The 22,245-nt window shown below is 70.2% G+C and carries 17 protein-coding genes; 6 read left to right on the top strand and 11 right to left on the bottom strand.

Annotated elements, in window-relative coordinates; genetic code table 11:
• Positions 1–9: 9 nt before the first annotated feature.
• From OG410_RS13220 to OG410_RS13210, 3 genes are all read right to left on the bottom strand, one after another.
• Positions 10–1,962, bottom strand: a complete 1,953-nt coding sequence (locus tag OG410_RS13220; RefSeq protein WP_329299314.1) for a S53 family peptidase — start codon at positions 1,960–1,962, stop codon at positions 10–12.
• Between the two features lie 569 nt (positions 1,963–2,531).
• Positions 2,532–3,155: a DUF305 domain-containing protein gene (locus tag OG410_RS13215; protein WP_329299313.1), complete on the bottom strand. Its 624-nt coding sequence runs from the start codon at positions 3,153–3,155 to the stop codon at positions 2,532–2,534.
• Entirely contained in the window at positions 3,152–3,823 is a 672-nt protein-coding gene (locus OG410_RS13210; protein WP_329299312.1) for a DUF3105 domain-containing protein, read from the bottom strand. The genes OG410_RS13215 and OG410_RS13210 overlap by 4 nt, the downstream gene beginning before the upstream one ends.
• Positions 3,824–4,099: 276 nt before the next feature.
• Between OG410_RS13210 and OG410_RS13205 the strand changes: the two genes are divergently transcribed.
• Positions 4,100–4,534, top strand: coding sequence for an RrF2 family transcriptional regulator (locus OG410_RS13205; RefSeq protein ID WP_328668720.1), 435 nt, complete (start codon positions 4,100–4,102; stop codon positions 4,532–4,534).
• Between the two features lie 105 nt (positions 4,535–4,639).
• Here the strand turns inward: OG410_RS13205 and OG410_RS13200 are convergent, their stop codons facing one another.
• Positions 4,640–5,842 carry a globin domain-containing protein gene (locus OG410_RS13200; RefSeq protein ID WP_329299311.1) on the bottom strand — a complete coding sequence of 401 codons (1,203 nt, stop codon included), beginning with the start codon at positions 5,840–5,842 and terminating at the stop codon, positions 4,640–4,642.
• A gap of 327 nt (positions 5,843–6,169) precedes the next feature.
• Between OG410_RS13200 and glnA the strand changes: the two genes are divergently transcribed.
• Positions 6,170–7,531, top strand: coding sequence for a type I glutamate--ammonia ligase (glnA, locus tag OG410_RS13195; protein WP_329299310.1), 1,362 nt, complete (start codon positions 6,170–6,172; stop codon positions 7,529–7,531).
• 102 nt (positions 7,532–7,633) lie between these two features.
• On the opposite strand, the gene OG410_RS13190 is transcribed toward glnA, so the two are convergent.
• Together OG410_RS13190 and OG410_RS13185 are read right to left on the bottom strand one after the other, a co-directional pair.
• Entirely contained in the window at positions 7,634–8,383 is a 750-nt protein-coding gene (locus tag OG410_RS13190) for a maleylpyruvate isomerase family mycothiol-dependent enzyme (RefSeq protein WP_329299309.1), read from the bottom strand.
• A gap of 223 nt (positions 8,384–8,606) precedes the next feature.
• Positions 8,607–8,879 carry a hypothetical protein gene (locus OG410_RS13185; RefSeq protein WP_328453161.1) on the bottom strand — a complete coding sequence of 91 codons (273 nt, stop codon included), beginning with the start codon at positions 8,877–8,879 and terminating at the stop codon, positions 8,607–8,609.
• Positions 8,880–9,293: 414 nt separating this feature from the next.
• Here OG410_RS13185 and OG410_RS13180 point away from each other — a divergent pair, with 414 nt between their 5' ends.
• On the top strand, positions 9,294–10,508 hold the full coding sequence (locus OG410_RS13180) for an LPXTG cell wall anchor domain-containing protein (RefSeq protein WP_329299308.1): 1,215 nt from the start codon (positions 9,294–9,296) through the stop codon (positions 10,506–10,508).
• Between the two features lie 64 nt (positions 10,509–10,572).
• Here OG410_RS13180 and OG410_RS13175 read toward each other — a convergent pair whose 3' ends face one another.
• Genes OG410_RS13175 through OG410_RS13165 form a run of 3 tightly spaced genes read right to left on the bottom strand, consistent with a single transcriptional unit; the run spans position 10,573 to position 13,947 of the window.
• Entirely contained in the window at positions 10,573–11,592 is a 1,020-nt protein-coding gene (locus tag OG410_RS13175; protein ID WP_329299307.1) for a TolB family protein, read from the bottom strand.
• The gene (locus tag OG410_RS13170; protein ID WP_329299306.1) at positions 11,589–13,058 is read right to left on the bottom strand and encodes an MFS transporter; all 1,470 of its coding nucleotides are present in this window, start codon (positions 13,056–13,058) and stop codon (positions 11,589–11,591) included. The genes OG410_RS13175 and OG410_RS13170 overlap by 4 nt, the downstream gene beginning before the upstream one ends.
• A gap of 1 nt (position 13,059) precedes the next feature.
• The gene (locus tag OG410_RS13165; RefSeq protein ID WP_329299305.1) at positions 13,060–13,947 is read right to left on the bottom strand and encodes an alkaline phosphatase family protein; all 888 of its coding nucleotides are present in this window, start codon (positions 13,945–13,947) and stop codon (positions 13,060–13,062) included.
• 263 nt (positions 13,948–14,210) lie between these two features.
• On the opposite strand from OG410_RS13165, the gene OG410_RS13160 reads away from it, so the two are divergent.
• A complete protein-coding gene (locus OG410_RS13160; protein WP_329299304.1) occupies positions 14,211–17,219 on the top strand; it encodes a bifunctional [glutamine synthetase] adenylyltransferase/[glutamine synthetase]-adenylyl-L-tyrosine phosphorylase in 3,009 nt (1,002 codons plus the stop codon).
• A gap of 99 nt (positions 17,220–17,318) precedes the next feature.
• Here OG410_RS13160 and OG410_RS13155 read toward each other — a convergent pair whose 3' ends face one another.
• Together OG410_RS13155 and OG410_RS13150 are read right to left on the bottom strand one after the other, a co-directional pair.
• Entirely contained in the window at positions 17,319–18,206 is an 888-nt protein-coding gene (locus OG410_RS13155; protein ID WP_329299303.1) for a phosphatase PAP2 family protein, read from the bottom strand.
• A gap of 108 nt (positions 18,207–18,314) precedes the next feature.
• Positions 18,315–19,349 carry a LacI family DNA-binding transcriptional regulator gene (locus OG410_RS13150; protein ID WP_329299302.1) on the bottom strand — a complete coding sequence of 345 codons (1,035 nt, stop codon included), beginning with the start codon at positions 19,347–19,349 and terminating at the stop codon, positions 18,315–18,317.
• Positions 19,350–19,817: 468 nt separating this feature from the next.
• Here OG410_RS13150 and OG410_RS13145 point away from each other — a divergent pair, with 468 nt between their 5' ends.
• The gene (locus OG410_RS13145; RefSeq protein WP_329299301.1) at positions 19,818–21,095 is read left to right on the top strand and encodes an extracellular solute-binding protein; all 1,278 of its coding nucleotides are present in this window, start codon (positions 19,818–19,820) and stop codon (positions 21,093–21,095) included.
• Positions 21,096–21,228: 133 nt separating this feature from the next.
• The gene (locus OG410_RS13140) at positions 21,229–22,233 is read left to right on the top strand and encodes a carbohydrate ABC transporter permease (RefSeq protein ID WP_329299300.1); all 1,005 of its coding nucleotides are present in this window, start codon (positions 21,229–21,231) and stop codon (positions 22,231–22,233) included.
• Positions 22,234–22,245 lie beyond the last annotated feature (12 nt).

Below are 22,245 nucleotides of genomic sequence, written 5' to 3'. Positions count from 1 at the left end.
GAGCGGACGTCAGCGGTGGTGCCTGGTGGTGGCGTACGACTCGACGTAGCCGTTCGCGGGCGTGCCGACGCCGGTGACGTCGTCGTAGCCCTTGACCGCCTTCAGCGAGCTGTCCTTGCCGAGGCTGCGGACCGAGGTCGCCAGGCCGTCGGCGGCGTCGAAGCCGTTGACGAAGTCGACGCGGGCCACGGCGTACTGCTTGCCGCCGGGCGTGTCGGTGACGTCGTGGTACGCCTTCGAGCCGGCCTTGGCGTAGATCGACGGGTTGGCGAAACCGATCGCCTTGCCGCCGCGCGCCTCCTGGGCGAGCGCCTGGACGGCCGCGATCACCGGAGCCGCCAGCGAGGTGCCGCCGATCCGGTACTCGCTGTACTGCTCCGTCCCGTCCGGGAAGGTCTGCGTCTGGCCGACCTTGAAACCGGTGTTGGGGTCGGCGATCGCCGAGATGTCCGGGACGACCCGGTTGCCCGCCGCGTTGTTGGCCTTGACCAGCGCGTTCGGGACGACGCCCTTCTGGTAGTAGGGCGCTGCCACGGTCTTGCTGGTGCCGCCGCCGGCACCCGAGGTGAACGCGCCCGGGAACCCGGTCCAGCTCTTGCCGTCCTCGGACAGCGTGGCCTTCTCGGTGCCCCAGCCGGTCTCGAACAGGTACGTGTCGTTCTTGCCGACCGCCAGCGAGGTACCGCCGACCGCCGTCACCCACGCCGAGTTGGCCGGGGTGTCGACCTGCTTCGTACCGGTGTTGGCGACCTCGTCGCCGTTGTCACCGGAGGAGAAGTAGAAGCCGATGCCCTCGACCGCGCCGAACTGGAACGTCTGGTCGTAGGCCGCGGCCAGGTCCGGGGTCTGGTTGGCCTCGATGTCGCCCCACGAGTTGGAGACGATGTCGGCCAGGTGCCCGTCGACGATCTTGTTGAGCGAGTCGAGCAGATCGTCGTCGTAGCAGGAGGCGGCACCCACGTACGTGATGCTCGCGCCCGGCGCGACCGCGTGCACGGCCTCGACGTCGAGGGTCTCCTCGCCGTACCAGCCGGCCGCCCCGCACTCCTCGGTCTTCGTGTACTTCTTGGGCAGCACCTGACGGAGCTGACCGCTGGAGTACGCGGCGTCGCCGTGCTTGCCGGCGTAGGTGGCGGCGTCGAACGCGATGGTCGGCGAGGCGTACGCGTCGGTGATGGCGACCCGCACGTTCTTGCCGGTGCGCTTGCCCGCCCCGTACGCCGCACGCAGCTGCTTGCCGGTGTAGCCCTGGACGGCGTACGGGATCTTCGTTCCGTACGCGTCCGGCAGCGTGCTCGCGATCTTCGAGCCGTAGTACGAGGAGAACGGCCCGGAGTTCTTGAACACCGCGTCCGGAGGCGGCAGTTGATCGGCGTGCTGCGCCTTGTGCGGGGCGTTGTCCAGGCCGGTGACGGTCAGGACGGCGCCGTTCAGGGCGGCGGGCGCGGAAGCCGTCTTTGACGGCGCCCGGTAAGTCTTCTTGCCCTTGGCGTAGTTGTGCAGCTGGGTGCCGAACGCCTTCTCGGCGGCGGCCACGTCGCCGGTCACCGAGACGTAGTGCTGCGTTGTTCCGGTGACCTTCAGGCCCGCCGACTTCAGCCAGGTGGTCACCGCGGTGACCTGGGCCTTGGTGGCGCCGAAACGTGCCTGCGCCTTCTTGGCGCTGAGGTATTTCCCGTACGAAGCCGAGTGCGGGTCGGACACGGATCTGGCGTACGCCGCCAGGCCCTTGGCGTCCCGTCCGGCGAGGTACACCCGGGCCGAGACCTGGGAGCTGTCGGAAGCCGCTCCCTTGTCCGCGTGGGCGGTCGCCCACGCGGGTTTGGTGCCCGCGATGCTGTCCCGGCTCGGGCCGTCCGCGGCGGATGCCGCGGGTATGCCGAGCGCCAGCGCGCCGGCGAGCAGGGGCAGGGTCGCCGCCAGGCTCACTCCGGCGCGCGCGGTGGCGCGGTTGGATCTCATAGAACCCCCTGCGATGCGATTCGTCGCATGTAGTGGTTGCGGTGATCCATGCGAAGGCCCCACGTCCTGCCGGAGCGTGAGGAATGGATCACAGATGGGGGCAACTCTTACGGTGAACCGTTCATGTCAGGGGAATGAAAAAGCCAAGGAAAGACCAAGTGGCCGCGATTGGCGATCATTTGGGGTGGTTTGACATACACCCTCGCCCATAGTCGAGGGTTTTCCCTCGATCCCGATCCGAACTCTGTAAAGAGGCGCGCGACTTCTGTGAGCGGATCGAGTCTTCCCCCCACGTCCCCGCGCCGGTCAGGCTCCCGTCAGGCCCTAGGGTCTGTCGTTTGGATCAGGTGGCGTCGAGGCGCGGTGCGTTGTCGGCTGGGCCGAGCGGGGCAGGGTGCGTGCAGCTGCAAGGCGGAGGAGGGCGACGACGCGGTGGGGGCACCTCCCGGCCGAAGGCTGGGGGACGTCGTGGACCGACGACAACGCCGCTGGGGGTCCCCCCTGCTCGCAGAGCTTGGGGGAGTGCGTGCCCTGCCCCGCGTCCCGCCGCATGATCCAAACGTCAGACCCTAGTCGAGGGCCTTCGCGCCCCGGGCCTTCAGCATGTCGGCCATCAACGTGATCTCCGACTGCTGGGCGTCGACCATGCCCTGCGCGAGCCGCTTCTCCACGCCGACCGCGCACTTGGCGACACAGCCCTCGGCCATGTGGATACCGCCCTTGTGGTGATCGGTCATCAGCTGGAGGTAGAAGACCTCGGCCTGCTTCCCGTCGAGCGTGCCGAGCCGCTTCATCTCGGTGTTGGTGGCCATGCCCGGCATCAGCGAGCCGTCCTTCCCGGACGCCATGTCACCCATGCCCATCCAGGTCATCGGCGGGTCCGGGGACACCTTCGGCAGCTCCCACAGGTCGAGCCAGCCGAGCAGCATGCCCCGCTGGTTGGCCTGGGTCTGGGCGATGTCGTACGCGAGGCGCCGTACCTCCACGTCCTTGGTGCGGTCCCGCACGATGTAGGACATCTCGACGGCCTGCTGATGGTGGACCGCCATGTCCCGGGCGAAGCCCGCGTCCGCGGAGTCCGCGGCGGGCGTCCGCGTCCCGGAGTCGCCGCCGTCGGCGACCGCGTACGTGACCGCCCCGGCCGCGACGAGCACGGTCGCCGCGGCACCCGCGATCCACCCGACGTGCCTCACTGCGAAAGGCCGTTGGTGCAGGCCGCGCCCGGCTCGGGAGTCTGCTTGCCCTGCACGAACTCCGAGAGGAACGCGTCGACGTTCTTGTCCTTCGCGCCGGTCACCGTGCGCTGCTTGCCCCAGGCGCTCAGCATGATCGGGTCCTTCTGGTCCTCGACCGGGCTCATCAGCGTGTACGGCGTCTTCTCGACCTTCGCCGCGAGTGCCTTCACATCGGCCTCGGACGCCTTGCTGCTGTACGTCACCCACACCGCGCCGTGCTCCAGGGAGTGCACGGCGTTCATGTTGTTGACGGCCTTGGTGTAGACGTCGCCGTTGCAGTTCATCCACACCTGGTTGTGGTCACCGCCGACCGGCGGCTCCATCGCGTACGTCACGGTCTTCGCGACGTGGTTGCGCGCCAGGGTGCCCTTCCAGGTGTTCACCCCGTCCGCGCCCGTGACGAAGTGCCCCGACTGCTGCTTCGCGTCGCTCGCCGTGTCCTTCTTGCCGTCGTCCGACTGCGACTGGACGAGCACGACAGCACCGGCGACAAGACCGGCGACGGCGACCGTGCTGGCCGCGATCACGAGGAACCGGTTGCGCCGTTCACGGGCGCGCTCGGCACGGCGCAGCTCCTCGATGCGGTCCTTGCGCGATCCGGTGCTGGTGTTCTTGGCGGAACCCATGGTGAGTCCTTATGAGGATGGGACGGGCGGGTGCGCCGATCGTAATCGGGCAGGGAGGTGCGTCGGCAGGGAGGGCGCGGGATTGGCCCAGGGAATGCACGGGATTGGCCGAAGGAGTGGGTGGACGAGAGCGGGGCGGATGCGCGTGGGGCGGATACGCGTGGGGCGGTCCCGAGCCGCCCTCGGTCCTGAGTCGTCCCCGGTCCTGAGCCGTCCCCGGTCCCGAGCCGGAAAGAAAATTTGAACCGGAGATGCGTATTACCTACCCTGTCGGGTATGCGGCTGCTGCGCTCCACCGACCTGGCTCTTCGCGTCCTGATGCGACTTGCCGTCGTCGGCGACTCGACGCCCACCACGCGCGAGGTCGCGGACGACATGAGGGTCCCCTACACGCACACCGCCAAGGTCGTCGCCGAACTCCAGCACCTCGGGCTGCTCGACGCCCGGCGCGGCAGGGGAGGCGGTCTCACGCTCACCGAGAAGGGGCGCGCGGAGTCCGTCGGCGCGATCGTGCGCGTCTTCGAGGGAGAGGGCGACGTCGTCGAGTGCGAGGGCGCCACACCGTGCCCGCTCGTCTCGGCGTGCCGGCTGCGGGGCGCCCTGCGGCGGGCCCAGGAGGCCTTCTACGCCACTCTGGACCCGCTGACCATCGCCGACGTCGTCGCCGAGCCGACCGGGCCCGTGCTGCTGGGCATCACCCGCAGGCCGTAGCGGATCCGGACCGGTCCGAACGGCACCCCTTTGGGCCCGCGGCGGACCAGAGGTCCGGTGCGGGCCCTGGGCCGGTCAGGGGCCGGTCCCGGGTCGGTCCCGGGTTCAGCCCTGGGCCAGCCAGAGGTCCGGTCCGAACACCTCGTAGTGGATGTCGGAGGCGGGCACGCCCTTGTCGAGGAGCTGCGTCCGTACCGCGCGCATGAAGGGCAGCGGGCCGCACAGGTAGGCGTGCGTGCCCGGTCGCACGGTCACTCCGGAGAGGTCGACCAGACCGGTCCGCTCGGCGGGGTGGCCGGGCTCGGGCCGCTCGTACCAGAAGTGGGTCTCCGAGTCGGCGAGCTTGCCCGCGAACGCCTCGTGGTCGGCGCGCAGCGCGTGCTCGGCGGGGGAGCGGTCGGCGTGCACCACGGTGACCGGGGCCTTGTGGCCGGAGATCGTGAGCTGCTCCAGCATGGCGATCATCGGGGTGACACCGATGCCCGCCGAGGCGAGGAGGAGGGGGGCGTCCGTGTCGTCGAGGACCAGGTCGCCGTACGGCGCGGAGACCTCCAGGACGCTGCCCTCGCGGACGTGGGCGTGCAGATGGCCGGAGACCTCGCCCTCGGGGCTCGTCACGCCGTTCTCGTCGGCGCGTACCCGCTTGACGCTGATCCGGCGTACCGGGGAGCCGGGCGCGCTGGAGAGGCTGTACTGACGTATCTGGCGGGCGCCGTCCGGGAGCTCGACGCCGACCGAGACGTACTGGCCGGCCCGGAAGTCCGGCAGGGAAGAGCCGTCGGCCGGACGGATCAGGAAGGTGGCGACGTCGGGGGTCTCCTCGACGCGCTCGGTGACCACCCAGGGGCGCAGGGACCCGTCGTCCGCGTTCTCGTCGTACAGGCGCTTCTCGATGGCGATCAGGGCGTTCGCCATGAGCCAGTACACCTCGTCCCAGGCGGCTGCGACCTCCGCGGTGACCGCGTCGCCGAGCACCTCGACGATGGCGGCGAACAGGTGCTCGTGCACGACCTTGTACTGCTCGGGCGCGACACCCAGGGAGGCGTGCTTGTGGGCGATGCGGCTCAGCATCGCGTCGGGCCGCTCGTCGGGGTGGCCGACCAGGTAGGTCGCGAAGCCGGCGATGGATCCCGCGAGGGCCTGACGCTGGGTGCCCGCGGCCTGGTTGCCGCGGTTGAACAGGTCCCGGAGCAGCTCGGGGTGGGCGCTGAACAGCCGGGCGTAGAAGCGCTCGGTGATCTCACCTATGGCGGCGCCGACCACGGGGAGAGTCGCGCGCACGGTGACAGCGGATTGTTCGGACAGCATCAGGACTCCTCAAAGCCGGGGGCGGAGCGGTGGGTTGCACCTCTCCGCATGGATCGCACACTAATAAAACTTGCATCTGAGATGCAAATTTAAAAACGAGGGAGGGGCGAGTACCGGCCCGCCCTTACGGGCGCGCGCGTGAGCAGGCAGTATGTGCGGCAGAGCAGGACACCTTCCGTACGCGAGGCGTTCAGGCCGAGGTCGCCCGGCCGATCATGGTCCGCAACGCGCATGAAATGGTGTTGTGGTGGGATGCTCAGGTGCGCCGATCGTCTTCGAGGCGTGGGAGCAGGCGGCCTGACCAGCAAGGATGGGTGGAAGCGGAAGATGGACAAGCAGCAGGAGTTCGTGCTCCGGACGTTGGAGGAGCGTGACATCCGGTTCGTACGTCTGTGGTTCACGGACGTACTCGGCTTCCTCAAGTCGGTGGCCGTGGCCCCGGCCGAGCTGGAACAGGCCTTCGACGAGGGCATCGGCTTCGACGGCTCGGCCATCGAGGGCTTCGCCCGCGTGTACGAGTCGGACATGATCGCCAAGCCGGACCCGTCCACCTTCCAGGTCCTGCCCTGGCGTGCCGAGGCCCCCGGCACGGCCCGCATGTTCTGCGACATCCTCATGCCGGACGGCTCCCCGTCCTTCGCGGACCCGCGCTATGTCCTCAAGCGCGCCCTCGCCAAGACCTCGGACCTGGGTTTCACCTTCTACACCCACCCCGAGATCGAGTTCTTCCTGCTGAAGGACCGCCCGCTGGACGGCTCACGGCCCACCCCGGCCGACAACTCCGGCTACTTCGACCACACCCCGCAGAACGTCGGCCAGGACTTCCGGCGCCAGGCCATCACGATGCTGGAGTCGATGGGCATCTCGGTCGAGTTCAGCCACCACGAGGGCGCCCCCGGCCAGCAGGAGATCGACCTGCGCTACGCCGACGCGCTCTCCACGGCCGACAACATCATGACCTTCCGGCTGATCATGAAGCAGGTCGCGCTGGAGCAGGGCGTGCAGGCCACCTTCATGCCGAAGCCGTTCTCGGAGTACCCGGGCAGCGGCATGCACACCCACCTCTCCCTCTTCGAGGGCGACCGCAACGCGTTCTACGAGTCGGGCTCGGAGTACCAGCTCTCCAAGGTCGGACGCTCCTTCATCGCCGGCCTCCTGAAGCACGCCGCGGAGATCTCCGCCGTCACCAACCAGTGGGTCAACTCCTACAAGCGCATCTGGGGCGGCTCGGAGCGCACCGCGGGCGCCGGCGGCGAGGCCCCCTCGTACATCTGCTGGGGCCACAACAACCGCTCCGCCCTCGTCCGCGTGCCGATGTACAAGCCCGGCAAGACCGGCTCCGCGCGGGTCGAGGTCCGCTCGATCGACTCGGGCGCGAACCCGTACCTCGCCTACGCGCTGCTCCTGGCCGCGGGCCTGAAGGGCATCGAGGAGGGGTACGAGCTCCCGCCGGGCGCCGACGACGACGTCTGGGCCCTCTCCGACGGCGAGCGCCGCGCCATGGGCATCGAGCCCCTCCCGCAGAACCTCGGCGAGGCCCTGACGCTCATGCAGCGCAGCGAACTCGTCGCCGAGACCCTCGGCGAGCACGTCTTCGACTTCTTCCTGCGCAACAAGAAGGCGGAGTGGGAGGAATACCGCTCCGAGGTCACCACCTTCGAGCTGCGGAAGAACCTGCCGGTGCTGTAGGCGCAGGTCAGGGACGTTTTCCCTGGTCCAGCACGCGGGGCCCACGGTCGGTGACCGTGGGCCCCGCGGCTGTCCTCGCCGCCCCTGGGCCGTCTGTGGGGCTCAGGACCAGCCCGGTGTCGGCGGGAGCGGCCATCCGGGCGGGGTCGGCAGCGGAGCGTCCGATCGGGGCGGCGTGTCCGTGCCTCGACCGGCGAGCCAGGCGAGGATGGAGCGACCCGAGCCGGTGACGGTGGGGCCGGCCGGGGCCAGGGTCCAGGCGCGAGCGAGGTCGGTGGCCTGGATGCGGGCTACCGGGAAGCCGCGTGCAGCGAGCGCGGCGACGGTGTCGTCAAGCGCCCATGCGACGTAGCCGGAAGGCCAGTCGGCTGTGGTGTAACCCAGGTTCAGGTCGGCGTGATGGGTCTCGAGTTCGCGCCGGCAGCGCTGGAGAGTGAACCAGGCAGGGTGTCGCCACCCGGCGAGTGCGGTGACGAGGACGAACCAGCGTTCGGCCGGCATGGCCTGGGCCTCGTCGAGCAGTCGGTCAAGACTGCCGCGCAGGTCGGCGACGAGCTCACCGGCGGAGCGCTCGGCGCCCTCGCGCAGCGCACGGTCGAGGACGGCGGCGTTCGCCCGTGGGCCGGGCTCCATGCCGGTGCGGGCCAGTGTCAGCAGCCACCGGTAGACGTCGGCGCTGCGGGCGAGGTGGGTGATGACGTGGCCACGGCTCCAGCCGGGCAGTGCTGACGGCTCGCGGGCCTGGAGGTGGGTCAGCGAGCCGAGGCCGGCGCCGACTCGTGCGACGGAGGCCCGGATCTTGTGGAAGAGGAGATCGATGTCTGCGAGAACGATGTCGGTGGTCTCGGTCACGGCCGTCACCTTACGGTCGGCTGACGAGCCGGAGGGCGTGGGTGCAGCAGACAGCCCACGAGACGCCGCATCGAGGAGTGCCGATCCGAGGTGACCGCGGTCGACGTGCGGAAGAATCTGCCGGTGCCGTAGGTACGGGTCGGAGCCGGTCTGCAGAACGGGCGACGGGCCCGGGTCGCTTCTTGCGGTTCGGGCCCGTCGTCCGTCTGGTGTCGTGGTGCCGTCAGACGGTGGGGATCCCGCCGGCGTTCCGGACCTCGGACAGCGCCTTCTTGATGGTGACCTTCGCGAAGTAGCCGGCGCCGAAGAATATGCACTGGACGACGTACCAGAACTTCTCGGCCCCGGTCATCTCGACCAGCCCGTACTCGCTCAGCGCCTTCTTGACCGGGACCTTCTGCATGTAGGCGGCACCGAAGTAGATGCAACCCAGGATGTACCAGAACTTCTCCGCCGAGGTGGTGGAGCCCTGTCCGAGGTACTGACGTTCTGCCATGACGCTCTCTGCCTTCCGATGACCGTGGGGTCTCGGGGAGGCGCGCCGGTCCGGCCCCTTGCGGGCGGCCTCGGGCGGCGGCCGCGCACAGGCGCGGACGCCCGGGCACGCTGAAGCCCGACTTGAGACGGCGTGGGTGATGCGCATGTGTCACGGTGCCGGTCGTCAAGCAGGCCGGCCGCCCCCCGAATGCGCAAGCCGCAGCCTAGGGCGCTGATCGTCATCTTGAATATGCCCGAGTCATGAGCGAGTCATAAGCGAGTCTTGAGCGTTACCTGGAGTCGGGCGGTGGTGTTCTCCCGCCCCTCTTCTCGAACGGTCGCACAACCCTCGGCGCTTCTCGGGTGTCCAGTACGTGACCGGACGGTTGACCTCCGGTCGTCGTCCGTCCGGTTCCGACGAGGAGACCCCACCGTGCGTCAGCGCATCCGCACGTCACACCTTCGTAAGCCGGCGGCATTCGTGGCCGCCGCCGCGTTCGCCGCGGCCGTTCCCGCGCTCTCCGCGGCCCCGGCGTACGCCGATCCGGGTGAGGCCTCCCTGGAGATATCGACTCTGCCGGGCGCGTCCCCCAAGCCCGGCGACGTGTACGACAAGAACGTCGTCATCACCAACAAGGGCACCGCGGCCGCGGACGGCTTCACCTTCCGGGTCCGGCTGACCCGCGGGCTCGACTTCCCCGAGGACGTGAAGGGCTGCACCTACTCGACCATCGCGGACCAGGTCAGGCAGGCCCTCTGCGAGCTCGACGCGGTCATCGAGCCCGGTGCTTCGGTCGAGACGCCCGTGCGGTTCAAGGCGCTGCCCAAGACGCTGATGGAGGCGGTCGAGTACGGCACCTCGGCCACGGGCGCGGCCCCGGGCGAGGGATTCGGCGAGAGCTACCGGCGGCTGACGCTGACCGCCGACAGCTCCGCCGACCTCGTGGCCGTCGGTGAGGACACCGAAGCCCTCGCGGGCGGTCAGCAGTCCATCAACGTGCAGCTCCGCAACGACGGCCCCGGCTGGATCCAGAACCGGACGAGCGACGACCAGCCGGCGCTCATGGTGCGGATACCCAAGGGCACGACCGCCTCCAAGGTTCCCCAGGACTGCCGGCCGTTCGGGATCGACGGCCCGAACGCGCCCGGGGGAACGCCGGGCAGGGCCACGTACGTCTGCTCGCCCGACGACCACACCATCGAGGTCGGCCAGGCCCTCACGTACACCTTCATGCTGGACGTCGCGAAGGGCACGAAGACCACCGACGGCTCGGTGAAGGCGACCTCCGTCCACGACATCCACCCGGCCTTCGACAAGAACCCGGCCAACGACACGGCCAAGATCCACGTCGCCGTCCCCACCGACAACGAGGAGGACCCGAGCCCGTCGGCGTCCGCCACCTCCCCGGGGACCTCCTCCGGTGGCAACGGCCCCGAGGGCCAGTCCACCGGCGGCTCCGGCAGTACGGGCTCCGCCGGCTCCACGTCGGCCGGCTCCACGACCGGCGGCTCCACCACCGGCTCGGTCGACGGCAGCCTGGCGAACACCGGCTCCGACGGCACCCCGCTGCTCGTCGGGGCCGCGGCCGCCACGGCCGCCGTCGGAGGCGGCCTGGTCCTGGCCGTCCGCCGTCGCCGCGCCGTCTGATCCGGACGGCGGACGGCGGGCAACGGACGACGGACGGCAGGCGACGGGCGACGGGCGACCGGTCCTAACGCACGTACGCGGGTGACACGGCCGCGGTGCTGACGCGCCGCGGCTTTCCCGTGCCGTCGGACGGGAGTGTCCACAGGTCGGCCCCGTAGTCGCCGGGGAGGGCGTAGAGGAGGGTGTGGTCGTCGCGCCAGACCACCTGGTCGTCGACGCTGCGGGGCTCGGCGAGCGCCGTTTCGTGCCCGGTGCGCAGATCCAGGACGTACAGATGCCAAGGAGCGTCCTTGGGAAGGCCCTTGACCCGCTTCTTGAAGGCGACCCGGGTGCCGTCGGGGGAGAGGGACGGGCACTCCACGTTCGTGTGCAGGGTGGTGACGGTGCGGGCGGCCAGGTCGCCGCGGACCAGGTAGGTCGTGCCGTGCGTGGCCATGGTGGCGTAGAACCCGCGGTCGTCGTCCGTGAACGTGACACCCCAGAAGTTGACGTCGGCCGACCGGTAGGTCCTGCCGTCCCGCACCACCCGGTACGCCTCCAGGGACGGCGTCAGCCTCCCCGTGCGGGTGTCGACGATCGCCGCCCGGGTGGAGAAGTTCGTGCCCGCGTAGGAGTCGCCGCCCACGAACGCGGTCCAGGCGGCGTACCGGCCGCTGGGCGAGACGCGGGCGCGGGACGGGATGCCGGGCACGTCGTAGCGGGCCCTGACGTGCAGAGCGGCGTCGAGGATCACCGCCCGGTAGGTGTCCTGGACCGTGCCGCGCACCGCCTGGAGGCACACCCCGGTGCCCGAAGCGGCGTAGAAGCGCAGGCACTTGACTTTGGACGCGGTGCGCGGGCCCGACGGGTCGGACGCCGGGACGGACGTCAGCTCGTCGCGGTGGGGGCCCCACGCCATGTTGCGGAAGACCAGCCGCCGGGAGTCGGCCAGGGAGACCGGCCCCGCGGTGATCCGCGGGCCGCCCGGCTGGGCCTGGTCGCGGCGCTCCGTGCGGGCCGAGGCGTGCAGCACGGAGGCCGTCGCGACGCCCGCCAGGACGACCAGGGCCGAGACCAGGACCAGGATGCGGGTGCGCAGCGTCATGCGAGGCCTTCTGAGGGAGTGCGGCGGACAGGGCGCAGGATCGTCGAGAACAGGGCGCACAGGGCGAGTGCCACGGCCGACGCCGTGAGCGCCGTACGGTCGCCCCACGCCGTCCAGGCCGCGCCGAAGGCGAGCGAGCAGACGAAACGGGCCAGCGACTGTCCCGTCTGGACCAGCGCGAGCCCGGACGACCGCAGTTCCTCGGGCACGCTGTCCGAGGCCGCAGCCATGAGCACGCCGTCGGTCGCCGCGTAGAAGCCGCCGTGCAGGAACAGGACGGCGAACGGCAGCGCCGTACCGTGCCAGGACGTCAGCAGCAGGCCGTACGCGAGGAGCAGGGCGACGTGGCCGGCCAGGAACACCTGCCATCGGCCGGCCCGGTCCGCGAGCCGGCCGAGCGGGACGGCCAGCAGCAGGAACGCGGCGGCCGTGCCGACGGGCAGCAGCGCGAACCAGTGGTCCGGCACCCCGAGCCTGCGCTGGAGCAGCAGGAACATGAACGAGTCGCTGACGGTGGCGAGACCCAGCAGCAGCGCGCAGAGCGCGATCCCGCGCAGCTCCGGGCGGCGCAGCAGCGCGAGGGCGGCGCGCAGGGTGGGGCGGGGCTGGGCGCGGACGGCGGGCGCGACGGCGCCCTCGGCCGCCGCAAGCGGACTCCGGGAGCCCGGGGAGTCCGGGAGGCTTTCGGAGGCGCTGCCCGGGGTGCCCGTTTCCCGGATGTCCACGGTCGGGGCGGGGGAGGCCCCGGACCCCGGACGGGCGGCCGGTGCCGACGTCGGCGCCGATGCCGTACGCGTGGACCGCGCGCCCGGACCGCCCGGCACGAACAGCACCAGGACCAGGACGCCCACGACGGCCACGCAGAAGCTCACCATGAAGACCGCGTCGTAGCCGTCGACGGTCGCCCGGAGGATCAGGAAGGCGACGAGCGGGCCCAGCAGGGCGCCCGCCGTGTCCATCGCGCGGTGGACACCGAAGGCGCGGCCGCGGGTCTCCGGGCTGCTCGACAGGGAGATCAGGGCGTCGCGCGGGGCGGTGCGCAGGCCCTTGCCGGTGCGGTCGGCGGCGAGGACCAGGCCGATGGGGGTCAGGGTCTGTGCCACCAGGAGCAGCGGTTTGCAGGCGGCCGAGAGGGCGTATCCGGCCCCCGCCACCCACTTGTGGCGGCCGCCGCCCCGGTCGGCGAGATGTCCCCCGGCCAGGCGGACCAGGGCCGAGAAGCCGTTGTAGATCCCGTCGAGGAGCCCGAAGCCGAGGGGCGACAGGCCGAGTCCCGCCACCAGGTACAGGGGCAGGACCGCCGTCACCATCTCCGAGGAGACGTCGGTGATCAGGCTGACCGTGCCGAGTGCCAGCACCGTGGGCCCGACCGCGGTGAGGCGCCGCCCGGCTCGGGGCCGGGCGGCGCTCTCCGCGGACGCCGCCGTGCTCTCCGGTGTACCGGCGCGGCTGTCCGCAAGGTACATGTCAGGACGTCCAGATGCCCGTGATGTCCTTGGCGGAGGCCGCGTTGCCGGCGTGCGTGAGGCCGTGCATGTCCTCCAGCGTGCGCAGCAGGTCGTAGTGGTTGTACGTGGTGGTGGTGGAGGAACCCGCGGTCACCTGCTGGCCGTAGAGCACCGTCGGGATCCTGTTGCCGGCGAGCCGGTTGTCCTCGTCGAAGGTGACGACGAGCAGGCTGTTGTGGGTCTTGGCCCAGGTGGCGTAGGCGCCCAGGTTGTTCTTCAGCCAGGTGTCACCGGTGGCCACCGAGCAGTCGTGCATGTCGCTGCACAGGTTCGGGACGACGAAGGAGACCTGCGGAAGCGTCGTGTAGTCCGTCGGGAACTGGGTGAACGTCCTGGCGCTGGACGTCGGTACGTTGCTGAACCCGAACCAGGGGTTGTGCTTACGCGCGTACTTGCCGCTGCTGCACGTGGTCGAACCCTGGCTGGGCAGTGTCTCGTTGTAACTGCCCCAGGTCTTGCCCGCGGCGATCAGCTCGGAGGCGAGGTTGGGGGCGGAGGAGAAGCCGGGTGTGTAGCAGCTGTCGTCCGTGATGCCCTGGGTGGCGCCGGAGAACAGGGCGAAGTAGTTGGGCTGGCTCGGGTGCGTCTCGGCGTACGACTGGGAGAGGTTGGCCCCGCCGGTCCTGAGCGAGTTGATGTACGGGGCGCTGGAGGAGGCGATCACCTGGCTGTAGGCATGGTTCTCGAAGACCACGACGACGACGTGGTCCGGGGTCGGGACCGCGGCCGCGGCGTGCGCGGGAGCCGAGCCGGCGAAGCCCGTCCACAGCCCGACCGCGACCGCGGTGAAGGCGAGGGCGGATGCCACGACGGCACGGCTGCGGGTGTACACGTTTCTGCCGGACACTTCAGACCTCCGGTGGGGGAGAGGCGACGGTGGCGGTGCGGACAGAGCATGCACACGCCAACATTCCCCGGGCTCACATCCCTCAACCGGCGGGGTGAAGAGCCGGTGAACTACTGCCTTCCTGCCCTTTCCCCGGCCTCGCGCGGACGTCGGTACAGGGCGCTACCGTGCGAACGAGAGTTAGGCTCGGGCCCGTACGGCCTTGATCGGACCGGTGAGCGGGACGGGACCGGACGTACGGCATCGATCTACAGGAGGCCGGGATGACGGCGCCGGGGCGCAGGGGCAGTATCTTCACGCGGCTGCTGCGGCACGGCTTCACCGATCCGTCCGCGGCCGAGGGGCTCCTGGAAGGTCCCGAACTGGCACCCGTACGCTCCGACCCGGTCCTCCTGGACGCGCTCGGCGCCACCGCCGACCCCGATCTCGCCCTGCTCGGACTCGTCCGGCTCGTCGAGGCACAGGACGGCGACCCCGCCCGGCGGGAGCTCCTCGACACCCTGATCGCGTCCAAACCGCTGCGGGACCGGCTGCTCGGAGTGCTCGGAGCCTCCGCCGCGCTCGGCGACCACCTCGCCCGGCACCCGCACGACTGGCAGGCGCTCGTCACCTACGAGGCGCGGGACCTGCATCCCGGGGTCCAGGAGTTCGAGCGGGGACTGGCGGACGCCGCCGACCCCCTCTCGCTGCGCGTCGCCTACCGCCGCTGCCTGCTCTCCATCGCCGCGCGCGACGTGTGCGGCACCATCGACCTCGCCCAGACCGCCGCCGAACTCGCCGACCTCGCCACCGCGACCCTGCGCGCGGCGCTCGCCATCGCCGGGTCCGCCGCGCCCGACGACGCCGCGCTGTGCCGGCTCGCCGTCGTCGCGATGGGCAAGTGCGGGGGACACGAGCTGAACTACGTGTCCGACGTCGACGTGATCTTCGTCGGGGAGGGCGTGGAAGGGGCCGACGAGGCCAAGGCCGTGCAGGCGGCCACCCGGCTCGCCTCGCACATGATGCGGATCTGCTCGGAGACGACCGTCGAGGGCAGTATCTGGCCGGTCGACGCCAATCTGCGCCCCGAGGGACGCAACGGCCCCCTGGTGCGGACGCTCAGCAGCCATCTCGCCTACTACCAGCGGTGGGCCAAGACCTGGGAGTTCCAGGCGCTGCTCAAGGCCCGCCCGGTGGCCGGGGACCTGGAGCTGGGCGAGGAGTACGTCGCCACCCTGGCCCCGCTCGTGTGGCACGCCGCCGAGCGGGAGAACTTCGTCGCCGATGTGCAGAAGATGCGGCGCCGGGTGGTGGAGAACATCCCGGCCGCCGAGATCGAACGCGAGCTGAAGCTCGGCCCCGGAGGACTGCGGGACGTCGAATTCGCCGTGCAGCTGCTCCAGTTGGTGCACGGGCGGGCCGATACGACCGTGCGCAGCGGCACCACCCTGGACGCCCTGAAAGCACTTGCCGCGGGCGGATACGTGGGCCGCGCCGACGCCGTACAGCTCGACGAGGCCTACCGCTTCCTGCGGTCGATGGAGCACCGCATCCAGCTCTTCCGGCTGCGGCGCACCCATCTGGTGCCGACGGACGAGGCCGATCTGCGCCGGATCGGACGGTCGCTGGGGCTGCGCGTCGACCCGGTCAAAGAACTGAACCGGGAGTGGAAGCGGCACGCGGCCATGGTCCGGAGGCTGCACGAGAAGCTGTTCTACCGGCCGCTGCTCGACGCGGTCGCTCAACTGGCCCCGGGCGAGAGCAGGCTGAGCCCGGACGCGGCCAGGGAGCGGCTTGTCGCACTCGGGTACGCCGACCCGGCGTCCGCCATGCGCCACCTGGAGGCGCTGGCCTCCGGGGTCAGCCGCAAGGCCGCCATCCAACGGACCCTGCTCCCCGTGCTGTTGGGCTGGTTCGCGGACTCGGCCGATCCCGACGCCGGTCTGCTCAACTTCCGCAAGGTGTCGGACGCGCTGGGCAAGACCCCTTGGTATCTGCGGCTGTTGCGGGACGAGGGCGCAGCCGCAGAGAACCTCGCGCGGGTGCTCTCGGCGGGCCGGCTCGCCCCCGACCTGCTGATGCGTGCGCCGGAGGCGGTGGCCCTGCTGGGCGACGGGGAGAGCGGCGGCCTCGACCCGCGCGGCCGTGCCCAGCTCGAGCAGGAGATCCTCGCCGCGGTGCGGCGGGCCGACGGCGGCGAGCAGGCCGTGACCGTCGCCCGCGGTGTCCGGCGCCGGGAGCTGTTCCGTATCACCGCGACGGACATCGTCGCCTCGTACGGGACCGAGGAGACGCCGGCCGTCGCCGATCAGGGGGCGCTGGTCGACCTGGTCGGCGGGGCGGTCTCGGACCTGACGGCGGCGACGCTCGCGGGCACCCTGCGGGCCGTGGTGCGCGACGGCTGGGGCGACACCCTGCCCACCCGGTTCGCGGTGATCGGGATGGGCCGCTTCGGCGGCCACGAGCTCGGCTACGGCTCCGACGCGGACGTGCTCTTCGTGCACGAGCCCCGCGAGGGCGTGGACGAGCAGGAGGCGGCGCGGGCCGCGAACGCCGTGGTGTCCGAGATGCGGCGGCTGCTCCAGCTCCCCAGCGCGGATCCGCCGCTGCTGATCGACGCGGATCTGCGGCCCGAGGGAAAGTCCGGGCCGACGGTGCGGACACTGAAGTCCTACGAGGCGTACTACCGGCGATGGTCGCTCGTGTGGGAGTCGCAGGCGCTGCTGCGGGCGGAGACCGTGGCCGGGGACACGGACCTGGGGAGCCGGTTCATCGAGCTGATCGACCCGCTCCGGTACCCGGCGGAGGGGCTGGGCGAGGAGGCCGTACGGGAGATCCGGCGGCTGAAGGCCCGGATGGAGTCGGAGCGGATGCCGCGCGGCGCCGACCCCACCCTGCACACCAAGCTGGGGCGCGGCGGTCTGTCCGACGTGGAGTGGACGGTTCAGCTCCTCCAGCTCCGGCACGGCTGGGTCGAGCCGGGCCTGCGGACGACCCGGACCCGGCAGGCGCTGGCCGCGGCGCGAGCGGCGGAACTGCTGTCGACGGAGGACGCGGCGACCCTGGACGAGGCCTGGGTGCTGGCCACCCGGGTACGCAACGCCGTGATGCTCGTGCGGGGCAGGGCCGGCGACACCTTCCCCTCGGACGGGCGGGAGCTGGCCGCCGTGGGCCGCTATCTCGGGTACGACCCGGGGCACGTCGGCGACATGCTCGACGACTACCGGCGTACCACCCGGCGGGCCCGCGCCGTGGTGGACGAACTGTTCTACGGCGCGCCCGGCGGTCACTGAACGTGAGGGCCTGACGTCGTTCAGGCCCCCGAACGTCGTCCCGAACGGCCTCCGGACGCCTGAACGTGGCCGTTCAAGCCCTCGTCCGGACGCCGTCGCTCAGGCCCTCATCCGTACGTCGTTCAGGTCTTCGTCCGCAGGACCACCGGTGACCCGCCTCGTCCCCGGCACCCACTGAGGCAGCGCGTACGGCAGCGCGCCGTACCACAGGCGTGCCACCAGGAAGCCGAAGGCGAGGCAGAGCGCGCCGCCCACCGCGTCCAGCCAGAAGTGGTTGGCGGTGGCGACGATGACCACGAGGGTGGCCGTCGGGTAGAGGACGCCGAGGATGCGCGCCCAGGGGGCCTTGGCCAGTGCGAAGAGGCTCAGCCCGCACCACAGGGACCAGCCGATGTGCATGGACGGCATCGCCGCGTACTGGTTGGACATGTGCTTCAGATCGCCGGAGGCCATCGAGCCCCAGGTCTGGTGGACCGCGACCGTGTCGACGAAGGTACTGCCGGTCATCAGACGGGGTGGCGCCAGCGGGAAGAGGTAGTAGCCGACGAGTGCCACCACCGTGGTGGCGAAAAGTGCGAGACGGGCCGCCGCGTAGCGGCCCGGATGACAGCGGTACAGCCAGACCAGAACACTCAGCGTCACCACGAAGTGCAGGGTCGCGTAGTAGTAGTTCATCCCGATGATCAGCCACCCGACCGAGTTCACCGCGTGGTTGACCGATTCCTCGACGGCGACCCCGAGGTGGTGCTCCATCCGCCAGATCCAGTCCGCGTTGCGGAGCGCTTCGTGTCTCTGCTCCGGCACGGCGTTGCGGATCAGCGAGTACGTCCAGTAACTCATGGCGATGAGCAGGACTTCGAACCAGACGCGGGGGCGACGCGGGGCCCGCATACGACGCAGGAGTCTGTTCCCCGCCTTCTCCTCCGCGACGGGCTGTGGAGCGGCCTGATCCCGGCCTTCCAGTGTCGTCACGGTCGAATCACCCATAGGCACAGAGTCTGCCAGAAAAGCCTTCCCTCACCGATGATGCTCCGGTCGGGTCCTGGCCGCACTTTCTACACCTGTGGGAGTGCTTCGCCCCCTTTGTCGTCCTGCTCAGGGACGATTCCGGTCCCCAGGGGCAGAAGCGGTCGAACCGCGCACCACGAGTTCCGGCATGAACACGAATTCGCTGTGCGGCGCGGGCGTCCCGCCGATCTCCTCCAGCAGCGTGCGCACCGCGGCCTGGCCCATCGCCGGCACCGGCTTGCGGACCGTCGTGAGCGGCGGGTCGGTGAAGGCGATCAGCGGCGAGTCGTCGAATCCCACGACCGAGATGTCCGTGGGGACCTCCAGGCCGCGCTGACGTGCCGCCCGTATCGCACCGAGCGCCATCATGTCGCTGGCGCAGACGATCGCCGTGCAGCCGCGGTCCATGAGCGCGCTCGCGGCGGCCTGGCCGCCCTCCAGCGTGTACAGAGAGTGCTGGACCAGCCGCTCCTCGACGTCCGCGGGGCTCAGGTTCAGCTGCTCCTGCATCGTGCGCACGAAGCCCTCGATCTTGCGCTGCACCGGCACGAACCGCTTGGGGCCGAGGGCCAGTCCGATCTTGGTGTGCCCGAGGGAGGCGAGGTGGGTGACCGCCAGAGCCATCGCCGCGCGGTCGTCCGGCGAGATGAACGGCGCCTGCACCTTCGGCGAGAAGCCGTCGACCAGGACGAAGGGGACACCGCGTCCCCGAAGCTGCTCGTAGCGCTGCATGTCGGCCGAGGTGTCGGCGTGCAGTCCGGAGACGAAGATGATGCCGGCGACCCCGCGGTCGACCAGCATCTCGGTCAGCTCGTCCTCGGTGGATCCGCCCGGGGTCTGGGTCGCGAGCACGGGGGTGTAGCCCTGGCGCGTCAGGGCCTGCCCGATCACCTGCGCGAGAGCAGGGAATATCGGGTTCTCCAGCTCGGGGGTTATGAGGCCCACCAGGCCCTCGCTGCGCTGCCGCAGACGCACCGGGCGCTCGTAGCCCAGTACGTCGAGCGCGGCCAGGACGGACTGCCGCGTGGTCGCGGCGACGCCCGGCTTCCCGTTCAGGACGCGACTGACGGTCGCCTCACTGACCCCCGCCTGGGCTGCGATGTCGGCAAGCCGTGTGGTCACAGGATTGGACTGTACCGGTCGCATCTCACCCTGCCCACCAACCAGACGCCGTGTGCGGGCGGTTGATCGGCCCGCTCCGGGCTGCTGCGTCATCGCGCTCCCTCGTGTTCTGGTCGGCTCGGTGTCCCGTGCGTGCGCCGCGCGGAAAGGGGTGGCTCCTGCAAGGCGCTGACGGCCGATGATCCCCGTACGCGCCACCCGTGGCAAGAGCTTGCAGAGTCTTGCACAGACGTCCGTATGTCTGCTGATCGGCCTGGTAGCAGGGTTTCGGGACGGCTGCCGCGAGGTCACGGGCACGTAACTGTCGTCAGGTCTTGCACTTTTTTGCTGCAAGGTCTTTCGCGCCGCTTACATCGCTGTTACGTTCACGTCGCCCGGCGGACGCAACGGCGCAGTCGGCAAGTCGGCAAGGGGACCGGGCGGGACCGGTTCCCCACCTACTCGGGCTTTCACCCTCAAGGAGAACTCATGCGGCGTGGCATAGCGGCCAGTGCGCTGGTGGCGTCTTTCGCCCTCGCGGCGACGGCCTGCGGCGGCAGCGGCAGTGACAGCAGCGACAAGGCCAGCGGGCCGGTCACCATCACGTGGTGGGACACGTCCAACGCCACCAATGAGGCGCCGACGTACCAGGCCTTGGCCAAGGAGTTCGAGGCCGCCAACAAGAACATCAAGGTCAAGTACGTCAACGTGCCCTTCGACCAGGCGCAGAACAAGTTCGACACGGCCGCCGGTGCCTCCGGCGCCCCGGACGTCCTGCGCTCCGAGGTCGGCTGGACCCCGGCCTTCGCGAAGAAGAGCTACCTCCTGCCGCTCGACGGCACGGCGGCCCTCGCGGACCAGGCGAAGTTCCAGCCCAGTCTGATCGAGCAGGCCAAGTACGAGGGCAAGACGTACGGCGTGCCGTTCGTCACCGACACCCTCGCGCTCGTCTACAACAAGGCGCTGTACAAGAAGGCCGGCATCACCGAGGCCCCCAAGACCTGGGCCGACCTGAAGGCCGCCGCCGCGAAGATCAAGTCGAAGACCGGCGTCGACGGCTACTGGGGCTCGACCCAGGCCTACTACGCGCAGTCCTTCCTGTACGGCGAGGGCACCAACACGGTCGACGCCGCTGCCAAGAAGATCACGGTGAACTCGCCCGAGGCCAAGAAGGCGTTCAGCACCTGGCAGGGTCTGTTCTCCGGCAAGGGTCTGCACAAGGCGGACACCACCGCCGACGCGTACGCCCACATCCAGGACGCCTTCGTCAACGGCAAGGTCGCCTCGATCATCCAGGGCCCGTGGGAGATCACCAACTTCTACAAGGGCTCGGCGTTCGCGGACAAGGCGAACCTCGGTATCGCCACCGTCCCGGCCGGCTCCAGCGGCAAGGCGGGCGCCCCGACCGGCGGTCACAACCTCTCGGTCTACGCCGGCTCGGACAAGGCCCACCAGGCCGCGTCGCTGAAGTTCGTCAACTTCATGACCTCGGCGAAGTCCCAGGCCTCCATCGCGCTGAAGAACTCCACGCTGCCCACGCGTGACGACGCCTACACCGACGAGGTCAAGGCCAACCCGGGCATCGCCGGCTACCAGGGCGTCCTCCCCGCCGCCCAGCCGCGCCCGGCGCTGCCCGAGTACGGCTCCCTGTGGGGCCCGCTCGACACCGAGCTGCCGAAGATCGCGGGTGGCAAGGAGTCCCTGGACAAGGGCCTGAGCAACGTCGAGCTGGCCATCGCCAAGCTCGTGCCCGACTTCAGCAAGTGAGCCCGTGTGGCCGCCGGATCCTTCCCCGGCCCGACCTCGGTCGGGCCGGGGGACCCCCGAGAACCGGGGGAACGGAACCGGCGGCCACCGGCTGTGTGCGCCCAACTCCTGATCTTGCAGAAGGTGTCGAACCATGACAGTCGCCATCGACCGCGCGACCGGCAAGCGCCGCGGTGACCGAGCACCGCGTCCCGGCCGGATGCAGCGTCTCAAGCACTCGTACCAGAAGTACTGGTACGCGTACGCGATGATCGCCCCGGTCGTCGTCGTACTCGGCGGATTGGTGCTCTATCCCCTGGTACGGGGCCTCTATCTGACGCTGACGGACGCCAACAGCCTCAACTCGGCCCGCACGATCGGCGTCAATCACATCGACGCCACCTACAAGTTCATCGGTCTGGACAACTACAAGGACATCCTGTGGGGTCCGACGTCGTACGACCGCTTCTGGTCGCACTTCATCTGGACCATCGCCTGGACCGCCATCTGCGTCGCCCTGCACTACTGCGTCGGCCTGGGCCTCGCGCTGCTGCTCAACCAGAAGCTGCGCGGCCGTACGGTCTACCGGCTGATCCTGGTCCTGCCCTGGGCCGTGCCGACCTTCGTCACCGTCTTCGGCTGGCGCTTCATGCTCGCCGACGGCGGCATCATCAACTCCATGCTCGACGCGGTGCACCTGCCGGCGCCCGCGTGGCTGGAGGACACCTTCTGGCAGCGCTTCGCCGCCATCATGGTCAACACCTGGTGCGGTGTCCCGTTCATGATGGTCTCGCTGCTCGGCGGACTCCAGTCCATCGACGCGACGCTGTACGAGGCCGCCGAGATGGACGGCGCGAACAAGTGGCAGCAGTTCCGCTTCGTGACCCTGCCGGGTCTCAGGTCGGTCAGCTCCACCGTCGTGCTCCTCGGCATCATCTGGACGTTCAACCAGTTCGCCGTGATCTTCCTGCTGTTCGGCAGCACGGCACCGGACGCGCAGATCCTCGTCACCTGGGCCTACTACCTCGGCTTCGGACAGCAGCCGCGTGACTTCGCTCAGTCGGCGGCCTACGGCATGCTGCTGCTGGCCATCCTGATCGTCTTCACCTCCTTCTACCGCCGCTGGCTGAACCGCAATGACCAGCAGCTCGCGATCTGAGGCAGGAGTCTC

It is taken from the genome of Streptomyces sp. NBC_00659 (assembly GCF_036226925.1).
Classification (GTDB): Bacteria; Actinomycetota; Actinomycetes; order Streptomycetales; family Streptomycetaceae; genus Streptomyces.
Note: the sequence above shows the minus strand (reverse complement) of the source record. Positions and strands in the feature narration are given on the sequence as shown.